General features: G+C 62.8%; 4 protein-coding genes and 1 pseudogene. 2 read left to right on the top strand and 3 right to left on the bottom strand.

Going from position 1 to position 13,815, the window contains the following annotated elements:
• Positions 1 to 123 precede the first annotated feature (123 nt).
• Both BLU01_RS22995 and BLU01_RS22990 read left to right on the top strand, forming a co-directional pair.
• Positions 124 to 1,275: an MFS transporter gene (locus BLU01_RS22995; RefSeq protein ID WP_092279794.1), complete on the top strand. Its 1,152-nt coding sequence runs from the start codon at positions 124 to 126 to the stop codon at positions 1,273 to 1,275.
• Between the two features lie 468 nt (positions 1,276 to 1,743).
• Entirely contained in the window at positions 1,744 to 2,448 is a 705-nt protein-coding gene (locus BLU01_RS22990; RefSeq protein ID WP_092279791.1) for a helix-turn-helix transcriptional regulator, read from the top strand.
• Positions 2,449 to 2,463: 15 nt separating this feature from the next.
• Here BLU01_RS22990 and BLU01_RS22985 read toward each other — a convergent pair whose 3' ends face one another.
• The 3 genes and pseudogenes from BLU01_RS22985 to BLU01_RS22975 all read right to left on the bottom strand — a co-directional run.
• On the bottom strand, positions 2,464 to 4,422 hold the full coding sequence (locus BLU01_RS22985; protein ID WP_092279789.1) for a MacB family efflux pump subunit: 1,959 nt from the start codon (positions 4,420 to 4,422) through the stop codon (positions 2,464 to 2,466).
• Positions 4,423 to 4,424: 2 nt separating this feature from the next.
• Positions 4,425 to 5,573: a macrolide transporter subunit MacA gene (macA, locus tag BLU01_RS22980; RefSeq protein WP_092279787.1), complete on the bottom strand. Its 1,149-nt coding sequence runs from the start codon at positions 5,571 to 5,573 to the stop codon at positions 4,425 to 4,427.
• An 81-nt stretch (positions 5,574 to 5,654) separates the two neighbouring features.
• Positions 5,655 to 13,808, bottom strand: a pseudogene (locus BLU01_RS22975) (amino acid adenylation domain-containing protein); the annotation flags it as partial.
• Positions 13,809 to 13,815 lie beyond the last annotated feature (7 nt).

Raw genomic sequence — 13,815 nt, 5'->3', positions numbered from 1 at the left:
GATCCCCCCCACCCTGTGCAACGATGTCGCCCTGCCTGACCGCGAACCACTGCGGACGCTGATCGAACCTGACCGGTAAGTCACTGTCCCTTGGGTACGCGACGTTTTTTGCCAAGGATCGATATGACCAACCTCAACACCCCCACCTCATTTGTGCCCGGACGCCTGGAGCAGATGTCCACCCGCGTGGCTTTTTTCATCGCCGGTTTCGGCATCGCCGCGTGGGCGCCGCTGGTGCCTTACGCCAAGGCGCGTGCCGGGCTGGACGAAGGCACGCTCGGTTTGCTGCTGTTGTGCCTGGGCGTCGGGTCGATTATTGCGATGCCGCTGGCGGGGTTGCTGGCCACACGTTTTGGCTGTCGGCGGGTGGTCAGTGCCGGGGTGTTGTTGATTTGTGCGGCGCTGCCATTGTTGGCGACGGTGTCGTCGATTCCGGCGCTGATTGCGGCGTTGTTCATGTTTGGTGCCGGGCTGGGCACGGTGGATTCGACGGTGAATCTGCAAGCGGTGATTGTCGAGCGCGCCAGCGGCAAAACCATGATGTCGGGTTTTCATGGCTTGTTCAGTCTCGGCGGGATCGTCGGCGCGGCGGGTGTCAGCGCCCTCCTCGGCCTCGGCGTTTCGCCGCTCGGCGCGACGCTGGTGGTGAATGTGATGCTGATTGTCGCGCTGCTCAAAGCGGCGCCGCATCTGTTGCCGTATGGCAGCGAAAGTTCCGGGCCGGCGTTTGCCGTGCCGCATGGCATCGTGCTGTTTATCGGGATGATGTGCTTTATCGTTTTTCTCACCGAAGGCGCGGTGCTCGACTGGAGCGCGGTGTTCCTGGCGTCGGAACGCGGGATCGACACGGCGTATGCCGGGCTCGGTTATGCGGCATTCGCGCTGACCATGACCGCCGGGCGTCTGACCGGCGATGCGATTGTGCGGCGCCTCGGCGCGACCAAAGTGATGGTGTTTGGCGGGCTGACGGCGGCGGTAGGTCTGGCGCTGGCGACATTTGCGCCGAGCTGGCAGGCAGCGTTGGTGGGTTATGCGCTGGTCGGCGCCGGGTGCTCGAACATTGTGCCGGTCCTGTACACCGCCGTGGGCAAACAAACGGTCATGCCGGAAAGCATTGCCGTACCGGCGATTACCACACTCGGCTACGCCGGGATCCTCGCCGGACCGGCACTGATCGGCTTCGTCGCTCATGGCAGCAGCCTGAGCTTCGCGTTCGGGCTGATGGCCGTGTTGCTGGTGGCCGTGGCGATTGGCGGGAAAGTGTTGAAGGTGTGAAAAGCTGAAAAGCATCGCGAGCAGGCTCACTCCTACAGGGTTGCATGTCGATCACAAAACCGTGTTCACCGCAGATCCAATGTAGGAGTGAGCCTGCTCGCGATGACGGTGGCATATCCAACATCGATAGCGACTGACACACCGCTTTCGCGGGCAAGCCTCGCTCCTACATTGGATTTGCGGGGGACATGGGATTTGTGTCCGACGCAGATCAACTGTGGGAGCGAGCTTGCTCGCGATGACGGCCGCCCATCCAGCACCAATCTCAAATGATGCAATCAACCCCCGCTCAACAGCACGCTGCTACAAATCAGTGCAAAAAAATCATTTTGCCACTACCTCCTACGCCGCTCTGTACTAGGATACGAAGCAGCCGCATCGTCGGCGTGATCGGCAATTGTGCCGTTTACCTCATCAAATCGCGCAAAAGGACCTGGACCTCAACACCTCAAACTCACGGATGAAATGATGAATACACAAATTCTGTTTCCGCACATTGGCAGAGTCATTGCCAGCACTGGCACGCGCGGTTTTGCGCAGATGCTCCACGAGCTGATGCTCACCCGCCTGGCCATCGACGCCACGCACATTTCGCAAACCAATGTCGACGCCCACGGCCATTTGCAGACGCAAACCTGTGGCTGCTGGCTCGGCGCGCAATTGACGTCCCTGCCCACCACCGAGACTTCGCCGCAATTGCACATGAGCCGCCGCGACGGCAATGTGCGTTATCTGGTCTCGGTGCATCGATCGCCGCACGCTGTGGACTTTTCCGCGCAGGATCGACGGCTTTTCGAAGGTTTCGCCCCGCTGCTGCTGCCGATGGTGGAAAAACACGTCGCCGCCCTGCATCACGCCGCCATCGGCCTCGAACACGCGAACGCAAGCAGCGAAGGCCAGCGCCTCGACGTGTTGCGCCAGCGTTTTTCCGAGCGCCTGGTGCAATCCGGTTTGCGCCTGTCCAATCGCGAACTGGAAGTGTGCATCGGCTTGCTCGCCGGCAGCACCGCGCCCGAGTTGGCGCAGCAGTTCAACCTCAAGGCCAATACGGTCGAAAGCTACCTCAAGCGCGCCGCGATAAAAATGGGCATCAGTGGCCGCCATTCACTGAAACGCTGGATGTATTCAGCGCAGGACCGCGCGGCCACCGAGACGTCCTTCACGCTGGCCTGAGCGCATTGCTCGTGCTCAATCGCGCGCCAGCGCTTCAATCGGGTCCAGGCGCGCCGCGTTGCGCGCCGGGACAAAACCGAACACGATGCCGATTAATGTCGAGCAGGCAAATGCGGTGATGATCGAGCCCATCGAGAAGACCATTTGCCATTCCTTGACGAACAGCGAAAACAGATAGCCGATGGCGTATGACAGCGAAATGCCGATCACCCCGCCAATCAGGCAAACCATCACCGCTTCCACCAGAAATTGCTGACGAATGTCCGATTGGCGGGCGCCGACCGCCATGCGGATGCCGATCTCACGGGTGCGCTCGGTCACCGACACCAGCATGATGTTCATCACGCCAATGCCGCCGACCAGCAACGAAATCACCGCGATCAACGACAACAACAGCGCCAGTGAGCGGCTGGTTTTCTGCACCGTTTGCATGATGCTGTCGAGGTTATTGGTGAAAAAATCCTTGCTGCCGTGGCGCTGCAGCAACAGCTTGTTGACGTGATCTTCCACCACTTTGCTCGGCTGGCCGTCCTTGATCCGCACGGTGATGCTGTCCAGATAACGTTGGCCCAACAAACGTCCGGCGGCGGTTTCGTAAGGCACCCAGACGTTGAGCAATTTGCTCGCGGCGAAGATGTTCTTGTTCTCGGCAGTGACCCCGATCACTGTGCACGGCAAATTGCCGATCAGGATCACCTGCCCCAGCGGATCGACCCCGGCACCGAACAGCCGCAGACGCGTGTTGTGATCAATCACCACCACTTGCGCCTGGCGTCGCGCATCGCTTTCGCTGAAGGCAATGCCGGCCGCCATTTTCAGGCCCTTGACCTTGAAATATTGATCGCTGACGCCGTTGACCTGGGCATTCAGGTCGATGTTGCGAAAGCGCAGCAACAGGTTGCGTCCGACCACCGGGGTGGCGCTGTCGACGTAATACAACTGGCTCAGCGCGAGCACGTCCGCCGGCACCAGGGTTTCAATCGCGGTCGCCCGACTGTCGCCGAAACTGGTGCCGGAATAGACGTCGATGGTGTTGCTGCCGATCGCCTGAATGTCCTTGAGCACGTAGCCCTTGGCGCCTTCGCCGATGGCCGAAATCGACACCACCGAGGTGATGCCGATGACAATCCCGAGCATGGTCAGCAGCGTGCGCATGCGATGGGAAATCAGCGCCACCCACGCCATGTTGAACGCTTCCTTGAACAAGCCGAGGCTCGCCACCAGCCGCCGCGTGCCGTTCGGTTTGAGCGTGGTTGATGGCTCGGCGGACAACGGCTGCTCGGCGCGTTCGTTGCGCCGGTCGCTGAGGATCTGGCCATCGCTGACCTCGATGATCCGTTGCGCGTTGGCGGCGACTTTCGGGTCGTGGGTGACAAGGATCACCGTGTGCCCGGCCGCATGCAGCTCCAGCAGGATGCGCATGACTTCCTTGCCGCTGGTGGTGTCGAGCGCGCCGGTCGGCTCGTCGGCGAGAATCACTTCACCGCCGTTCATCAAGGCGCGGGCGATACTCACGCGCTGCTGTTGCCCGCCCGAGAGCTGGCTCGGCCGATGCGTCAGATGCCCGGACAAACCCAGCCGCGCCAGCAGGTCCCTGGCGCGGCCATGACGCTTGACCTCGGCGGTGCCGGCATAGATCGCCGGCATCTCGACGTTGTGCATCGCGCTCAGGTGCGGCAGCAAGTGGTAACGCTGAAAGATGAAACCGAAGTAGTCGCGGCGCAGCTCGGCCAACGCCTGATCGTCCAGTTCGCGGGTTTCCAGGCCATTGATTTTGTAGCTGCCGGCCGTCGCGTAATCGAGGCAACCGAGGATGTTCATCAAGGTCGATTTGCCGGAACCGGAAGCGCCGATAATCGCCACCATTTCCCCGGAATGGATCGTCAGGCTGATGTCCTTGAGCGCGAGAAACTCACGCTCGCCGGCCATGAAACTGCGGGTGATGCCCTGAAGTTCGAGTAATGGCTGGCTCATGTTCAGCTCCCGGCCACGGCGGGCAGCGGATCGCCAATCACCACTTTGTCGCCCTCGGCCAGGCCTTGGTTGACCTGAACTTTGACGTTGTTGTTGATCCCGGTTTGCACGTTGCGCGTTTGCGCCTGACCCTTGGCATCCAGCACGCGCACCGGAAATGTGCCGTCGCTGTTGCGCGGCCCCAGCGCCGCGACCGGCACGGTCAAAACCGAGGTGGCGGTATCGAGGACGATGCGCACCTGCGCAGTCATGGCGATGCGCAAACGATGGTCCGGGTTTGGCACATCGAACAGCGCGTTGTAGAACACCGCAGTGTTCTGTTTCGGCGTGCCGGCAGTCTGGGTTTCGAGGAAGTTTTGCGGCGCCGGTTCGGTGCCGCGCAGTTTGCCGTAGTAGCGTTTGTCCTCGCCGAGAATGGTGAAATAAACGTCCTGCCCCGGCGTGATGTGAATCACGTCGGCCTCCGAGACCTGCGCCTTGACGGTCATGGTGTCCAGGTCCGCCAGTTTCAGCAGCACCGGCGCCAGTTGCTGGGCGATCACCGTTTGCCCTTCCTGGGTGACGATGCCGACCACGTCGCCGTCAATCGGCGCGACGATTCGCGTATAGGCGAGATTGACCTTGGCGGTGTCGATCTGAATGTGCGCGCTCTTGATTTGCGCATCGAGGGACAACAGGTTGGCGCGCTGCACGTCGTAAGCGGATTCGGCGGATTCGAAATCCTGTCGGGAGATCGAGGCGTCTTCCTGCAAGTCGCGATAACGCGAGTAAACCGCCTGCGTCTGCTTGAGTTGGGCCAGCGTGGCGCGGCGTTGCGCTTGCAGGTTTTCTTCGTCGACCTGGGCCTGGCGCAAGGTGTTCTGCAGCACCAGCGGATCGATTTCCGCCAGCCATTGGCCCTTTTTCACCTTGTCGCCGAGCTTGACCTTGAGCGACTTCATTTGTCCGGACACTTGCGCGCCGACATCGACCTGCTTGATGCCTTCGAGCAAACCGGTGGCCAACACGGCGTTTTCAATGTCCGCCCGCTCGACGCTGGCCAGCAGGTATTGCGGCGGCTCGGCCGGCGCCTGCACGGTGTAGAAAATCAACCCGGCCACCGCAGCCAGTCCCAGCGCCAAACCGATTTTGCGTAGCTTCGACTTTTCCATAAATGACCACAAAAAGCGTTGAGGGCAGACCCGACCGGCAGCGGCCGGGCCTGTGTTCAAGCGAACGGCAACCAGCGCCGATCAAGACACCCGCGCGGTGCTTGGCAGCGCCAGGCCATCGCGCCACCACGCGGCCAGGTGCAACACGTGCGGGGGTTTGAGCAAAGTGAAATGGTTGCCCGGCCCGTGCCATACCGCCAACTCGCGACAGTGCTGGCGCCAGCCTTCGACCATCGCCATTTGTTCGCGCTGGTTGCCGGCGGCATCCAGTGTCGGGTCGTCGGCGAGCACCAGCCGCACCGCGCCGGTGTAGGGCTGGCGCGGTTGATAAACCGTGCGCAGCGCCGTGGCGAATGTGCGCGCCAAGCCGTGAATCGACTGCGCCGTCGAACGCGCCGGAATCAGCCCGACGCGCACCATGCCGGCGTGCAACTGCTGCAACTGGGTGACGTCATCCGCGTCGGCAAATTGCGCCGGTTCGATGCCCAGCGATTGGCCGCTGGCCAGTTGCATGGCCTCGATCAAACGCTGCAACGCCGCCGTGGTGGTGTACGGCTTGCCGACCACGCCGTTGCCGCCGGGTGATTCGCTGTCGATCAAGGTCAGCGATGCCACTTCACGCCCCTGCGCTTGCAACCGCGCGGCCATTTCACAGGCGACCCAGCCGCCGAACGAGTGGCCGAGCAGGTGCAATGGGCCGTCTGGGCAATGTCGTTCCAGCGCTTCGAGGTAATGCTCGGCCGCGCTCTCGACGTCGCTGTGCGGTACCGCTTCGCCGTCCAGCCCGCGGGGTTGCAGGCCCATGATCGGCCACTGCGGCCCGAGCGCCTGGGTCAAACCGATAAACCCGGTGACGCTGTCGCCCGCGCCCGGCACGCAGAAGATCGGCGCATGCCCCGGTTGACCGTTCTGCAACGGCAATACCGGTTGATGACGCGACGACGGCTGTGCTTTGACCAACGCTGCCGAGGTCTCGATCGCGGCGCTGATGGCTTGCCCCAGCGCGGCGATGTGCGGTGCTTTCATCATGCTTTGGTGATCGCCGGGCACACCAATGCACTGCAGCCGTTCGGGCGCCAGCACCTCGGCCCAACCGAGGGTTTGGCTCAGGTGCGCCAAGGCCGGCGGCCGCTCCTGCGCCACGAACAGATGCAGCGGCACCGGCAGCGGCGCCAGGCTGTAATGGGCCATGGCATGACCGTGACCGACCTCGCGTTCCAGGTAATGGCGCACGTCGCGGTCCGCCGCAGCGGCGATTTGCGGGTACAACAGTTGCTGCTCACGACAGGTTTGCAGCAACGCGTCGAAATCCAGCTGTTCAAGGGATTGCTCAAGGGCCTGCAATGGTCCGAGCGCGGCCTCACCCGCAGCGCCCTGGCCGGTCCAGTATTGCGTGCACAGCAGCAACAATTGGCGTTTGCCTGCATGGCGGTCAGACCAGCGCGCCTTGCCCTGATCCGCCAGACGCGGCACATAAGTGTCGATCAAACCGAGGAAGTCCACCGTTTCGTCAGCCCCAAGCAACTGCGCGGCAATCTCGTAGGCCAACACCCCGCCAAAAGACCAGCCGGCCAGCCGATAAGGCCCGTGCGGCTGCACCGAACGGATGATTTTCACCAGCCGCGCCGCCAGACAGTGCATGGTTTGCAACTGTTCCTGTCCCAGCGCCAGCCCCGGCAAACCGTACACCGGAATGCCTTCGGCGATGTGCCGACCCAGCGCCGGGAAATACAGGTCCTGACCGCTGAACTCATGCACCAGAAACAACGGCGGCTGACTGCCGCCAGTGCGCACTTTTATCAGATGCTCATCGTCGGCAGCCGTACCTGAGCGCTGGCTCAAGTGAGTGGCCATCGATTCGATGCTGGCGTGCTGGAAAAGCTCGGCCAAGGTCACCGGCAAACCGGACTTTTGCATCAGGTTGACCAAGCGCACGGCCAACAACGAGTGGCCGCCCAGTTCGAAGAAGTTGTCGTGGCGACCGACCCGTTGCAGGGTCAGCACGTCGGCCCACACGCTCGCAAGGTTCTGCTCCAACGGCGTAATGGGCGGCGCATAGTCGCGGCTGAGCATTGCGCTTGGCTGCGGCGCGGGTAACGCTTTGCGATCGACTTTACCGTTAGCGGTCAAGGGCAGGTTTGCCAGGTGCACGTAGGCGGACGGGATCATGTAGTCCGGCAACTGACCTTGCACGTGCGTGCGCAGATATTCGATGTCGAGCGCGTCGTCGGCGGTGTAATACGCGACGAGGCGCTTGTCCCCCGGCGCGTCCTCGCGGGCCAGCACCACCACGTCCTTGACGCCTTTAGCGGTGGCCAGCCGGGCTTCGATCTCGCCCAATTCGATGCGGAAACCCCGGATTTTTACCTGATCGTCATTACGCCCGATGCATTCCAGCAAGCCTTGGGCGTTCCAGCGGCCGAGGTCGCCGGTGCGGTACAGCAAGGCGTCGGGATCGGCGCTGAACAAATCAGGCACAAACTTTTCGGCAGTCAGCTCCGGGCGATTCAAATACCCCTTGGCCACGCCCTGCCCGCCGATGCAGATTTCGCCCACAACGCCGATTGGCACGGGTTGCTGAAAAGCGTCCAGCAGATAAATCTGCGTGTTGGAAATCGGCCGGCCAATCGGCACGCTGTCGGCATCGGCCGCTAACGATTTCACTTCATAAGTGGTCGCGTAAGTGGTGGTTTCCGTGGGTCCGTAGCAATGCACCAAACGCAGTTCTGGAGCTAAGGCCAGCAAACGCCGAAACGCCGCTGGGTCCGCGCGTTCGCCGCCGCACAGCAGAATTCGCAAGCCCTTCAGCGCTTCGGGAATCAGCTGCACGTATTGGTTGAACAACGCCGTGGTGACGAACAACACGGTCGCCCCGGCGTCACTCAGCAGTTGGCCAAATCGCGCCGGTTCAAGCAGTGTCTGATGGTCGATGACCAGCACTTGTCCGCCATTGAGCAGCGGTCCCCAGACGTCCATGGTGCTCGCGTCGAATGCCGGATTGGAGGCAAACGCAACGCGATCCTGTGGGTTGAAATCGGCGTAACCGTTGTTGATCACCAGCCGCGTGATCGCCCGGTGCGGGACCAATACGCCTTTTGGCGTGCCGGTCGATCCGGAGGTGTACATGATGTACGCCACCGCTTCCGAAGACTGCGGCAGTTGCGGGTTATGCGTCGGCAACCCGGTCAGCGTCAGCCGGTCGAGGTCAACCCGTTGCAGCGCGCCGCTGCTGGCAAGGTTGCTGGCAAGACCGCTGCGGGTCAACAGGCACACGGCGCCGCTGTCGCCCAGCATGAAGGCCTGGCGTTCGGCCGGGGCATTAAGGTCCAGCGGCACATACACCGCCGCGCATTTGCACACAGCCAATTGGCTGACGAGCAAGTCCAGCGAGCGCTCCAGCACTATCGCCACGCTGTCACCCGGCGCCACGCCGAGGCTGATCAAGTGGTGAGCCAGTTGGTTGGCGCGCTGATTCAACGCGGCATAGCTCAACGCGGCAAAGCCCTGCGACTGCGCTCCGTCTACCGCCGCCAAGGCTTCGGGGCGCAGCAGCACTTGCGCTTCGAACAGTGAATGGACCGTTTGCGCTTGCGCATAAGCACGGTTGGTCGCGTTGAAATCCACCAGCAACTGCCGGCGCTCGGGCTCATCGAGCAAGTCCACCTGCGCCAGCAGCGCTTGGTCATTGGCGACCATCGCTTGCAACACCCGATTGAAATAACCGGCAAAACGCTGCGCCGTCGATTGATCAAACAGCGCCGTCGCGTATTCGAGCACGCCGCTGATCCTGCCCTGCCCTTCGCCGAGGCTCAGCGACACATCGAACTTGGCAAAATGACTGGCCTCGGCCAGCCCTTCCACACGCAAATCCGCCAGGGTCAACGCCGGGTTTTCGAGGTTGTGCCACGCCAGCGAAGTCTGGAACAACGGGCTGTACGCCAGGCTGCGCGTGGGTCGCGTGACTTCGACCACTTGCTCGAACGGCAAGTCCTGATGGGCCTGCGCTGCCAGCGTCTGCGTCTTGACCCGGGCCAGCAGCGCCGCGACGTCGAGCTCGCCGGACGTGTCGATGCGCACCGCCAGGGTGTTGACGAACAGGCCGATCAAGCCTTCGACCTCGGCGCGTTGCCGATTGGCCGCCGGCGAACCGATGACCACATCGTCCTGCCCGGACAGACGACTCAACACCGCGGCCCACGCCGCCATCAGCGTCATATACAGCGTGGTGCCGTGGCGCTGACTCAACGCCTTGAGCGCCGCAGTCAGTTGTTCATCGAGACGAATGTCGACGCTGCTGCCGGCGTAATCCTGCTGCGCCGGGCGTGGCCGGTCGGTCGGCAACAGCAACAGGGCCGGGGCGCCGGCCAGGGCTTGTTGCCAATATTCGCTCTGGCGTTGCAGCAGCTCGCCGCTCAACCAGCGCCGCTGCCACCGGGCGAAGTCGCCATATTGCACGGCCAGCGCCGGCAGCGGATCAGCCTCGCCCTGACTGAATGCCTGATACAAAGCGATCAACTCAGCGGTCAGCACGCCCATCGACCAGCCATCGGCAACGATGTGATGCAGGGAAACCAGCAACACATGGTGATCATCGGCGAGGGTCAGCAAACTGCCGCGAATCAACGGGCCATGCTGCAAATCAAACGGCTGCGCCGCTTCGGCCTGAATCCGCGCGCGTAATGCCTGCGGCGATTGCGCCTGATCACGCCAGTCTTCGATTTGCAGACGCAACGTCGCAGCGGCGTCGATCGACACCTGCGGCTGGTCCTGATGCTCGACAAACCGGCTGCGCAACGTGGCGTGCCGCTCGACGATGCGCGCCAACGCCCGTTGCAGCGCCGCGACGTCGAGCCGCCCGCGCAGCCTGAGGCTCGCCGCAATGTTGTAGGCGCTGTTGCCGCCGTCCATTTGCGCGAGAAACCACAAGCGCTGCTGCGCAAACGACAGAGGCGATCCTTCGTCATCCGCGCCAGCCATGATCGCCGGCAAAGTGCTGCGCCCGGCTTCGGCCAGCACCTGCGCGACCGCGCTCAGTTGCGGGTTGGCGAACAGTTCATTCAAGGCCAGTTCGACACCCAAACGCAGACGAACGCGCGAGACCATGCGCATCGCCAGCAACGAATGGCCGCCCAGTTCGAAAAAATGATCCTCGCGGCCGACCTGCTCGACTTGCAGCACTTCGGCCCAGATCTGCGCCAGCACGGTTTCGATTTCGCCCTGCGGCGCCTGATATTCGCGGGTCAGCAGAGCCGCATGATCGGGGGCCGGCAATGCTTTGCGCTCGACCTTACCGTTGGCGTTCAGCGGCAGCTTTGGCAGGTGCACGCAGGCGGACGGGATCATGTAGTCCGGCAGCGAATTTTGCAGATGAGCGCGCAGGCTTTCGCCGCTCAACGCCTCGCCGTGCACGGTGTAATAAGCCACCAGACGCTTGTCCCCCGGCACGTCTTCGCGGGCCAGAACGACGACGTCTTTGACCCCGGGACAGGTTGCCAAGCGTGCTTCGATCTCGCCCAGTTCGATGCGAAAACCACGGATTTTCACCTGATCGTCATTACGCCCAAGGCATTCCAGCAAACCTTGCGCGTTCCAGCGCCCGAGGTCGCCGGTGCGGTATAGCAAGGCCTGGGGATTGCCACTGAACACGTCAGGCACAAACTTTTCGGCAGTCAGCTCCGGGCGATTTAAATATCCCTTGGCCACGCCCTGCCCGCCGATGCAGATTTCGCCCACAACGCCGATTGGCACGGGTTGCTGAAAAGCGTCCAGCAGATAAATCTGCGTGTTGGAAATCGGCCGGCCAATCGGCACGCTGTCGGCATCGGCCGCTAAGGATTGCACTTCATAAGTGGTTGCGTAAGTGGTGGTTTCCGTGGGTCCGTAGCAGTGCACCAGGCGCAGTTCTGGAGCAAATTCGAGCAAACGCCGAAACGCCGCCGGGTCCGCCCGTTCACCGCCGCACAGCAAAATTCGCAAACCCTTGAGCGCTTCGGGAATAAGTTGCACGTATTGGTTGAACAACGCCGTGGTGACGAACAACACGGTTGCCCCGGACTGACTCAACACCTCACCGAAACGCGTGGGATCGAGCAGCGTCTGCCGATCGATGACCAGCACTTGCCCGCCATTGAGCAGCGGCCCCCAGACGTCCATGGTGCTCGCGTCGAATGCCGGGTTGGAGGCAAACGCCACGCGATCCTGCGGATTGAAATCGGCATAACCGTTGTTCAGCACCAGCCGCGTAATCGCCCGGTGCGGGACCAATACGCCTTTTGGCGTGCCGGTCGAACCGGAGGTGTACATGATGTACGCCAGCGCTTCAGCGGACTGCGCAATCTGCGGATTGTGCGTCGGCAAATCTTCGCCGGATGGCAACTGCTCCGGGTCGATGCGCCGAGCGGGAAAATCAAGCGTGGCGCTGGCCGGGCTCAGCACACAGTACGCCTGACTGTCCTCGACCATAAAACGCTGGCGCTCGGCCGGCGCGTGAATATCCAGCGGCACATAGGCCGCCGCGCACTTGCTGATCGCCAATTGGCTGACCAGCAAACCCACCGAGCGCTCCAGCAGGATCGCGACGTGGTCGCCGGGTTTGAGCCCAAGGCTGATCAGGTGATGAGCCAGGCGATTGGCGCGGATATTCAGTTGCCGATAACTGAGGATTTGCTCGCCGTGGACCACGGCAATCGCCTCGGGCTGCGCGAGTGCCAGCGCTTCAAACACGCCGTGCACGGTCAGTTGATCCGGGTAATCGCGGTGCGTGTCGTTGAAGCCGAGCAACAATTGCCGGCGCTCGCTCGGCGGAATAATCGCCAACCGCGTGCTCGCCGGATCAGCCGGTTGCTCAAGCGCCCTTACGAGGTTTTCCAGGGCCTGATGCAAGTAACCGCAGATGCGCGCGGCGTCGATGCCGGGCGCCGTCAGTGCGGTCAGGGCAAAATGGTCGCCGAGGTCATCGACACTCAAGGTCAGCGGGTAATTGGTCCGCTCTTCGCTGCTCAGCGCCGCGATGCCGCGCCACGCCGCGAGCGCTTCGGCACTGGCATTGGCGGCGCTGGAGGCGCTGTGCCGATAGTTGAGCAGTGCGCTGAACAGCGGCGTCGGTGCCACGACTGCGCTGCAGCGTTGGGCCAGGGCCAGCGGCGCATGTTCGTGGCGCAGCAATGTGGTCAGGCGCGCATGGGTCGCCTTGACCGCGGCGTGCAGCGATTCGCCGCCGACATCGACGCGAAACGGCAAGGTATTGATGAAAATTCCCAACGCGCGGTCGGTCGCGTCGGCACCAAGCATGCGCCCCATCAGCACCGTGCCGAACACCACCCGCTGCTTGCCGGACACCACCGCCAGCACCTGCGCCCACGCCAGGTGAAACAGGCTCGCGGCGCTCACGCCCAAGTGTCGCGCCCGCGTGCGCAGACGCCGGCCCAGCTCGGCATCAACCTCGCGGCGGGCCTCTTCGATGGCCTGGCCGTCGCCCTGCACATCCTGCAAACCGAACGGCAACGTTGGCTCATCGATATCGCCGAGCATCTCGCGGAAAAACGCTTCGTGCTCCTGTTCACTGACCCCGAGCAACGCGTGAGCCACGTAAGTGCGAAAGGGCACAGCGTCGCCCAGCCGTGCGCTGCGCCCGAGCAGGAACGCCTGCATTTCCTGGCTCACCACTTCCAGCGCGCTGTGGTCGAGGGCCATGTGGTGAAACATCAGCAACGCAACGATGCGCTGGCTCGGCGCATCCCACGCGTGCACCAGCCGCAGCAACGGCGCCTGGGTCACGTCGATCCGGTAACGCCGACCGTCGAAACGCTGGTGCAACTGAGCGGCGATCTCACCGTTTGCCGGGTCGAGCTGCAGCGCTTCGACCGGCAACGTCGCCTGTCGCCAGACCACCTGCATCGGTCGCTCCAGCCCTTGCCAGACCACCCCGGTGCGCAAGATATCGTGGCGATCGATGACGCCCTGCAAGGCGTGGACAAAATCGTCGAGGCGTTCGCGGCTGTCGAAGGCGAACCGCGATTGCATGATGTACGGGTCGCCCTGCGCGGCGCTGACGTGGTGGAACAGGATGCCTTCCTGCAACGGCGCCAACGGGTAAATGTCCTGCACATTGCCCGCGCCGCCGGGCACGGTGGCGACGATGCGCTCGATGGCGGCTTGATCAAGTGTTGCCAGGGTCAGCATCGACGGGGTGATGCGCGTGGTGCCGGGGAGGATCGCGTTGGCCGGCACCTCGACCGAACCG

It is taken from the genome of Pseudomonas prosekii, from assembly GCF_900105155.1.
GTDB classification, from domain to species: domain Bacteria; phylum Pseudomonadota; class Gammaproteobacteria; order Pseudomonadales; family Pseudomonadaceae; genus Aquipseudomonas; species Aquipseudomonas prosekii.
The sequence above is the reverse complement of the archived record's forward strand: the minus strand, read 5'-3'. Positions and strand labels throughout refer to the sequence as shown.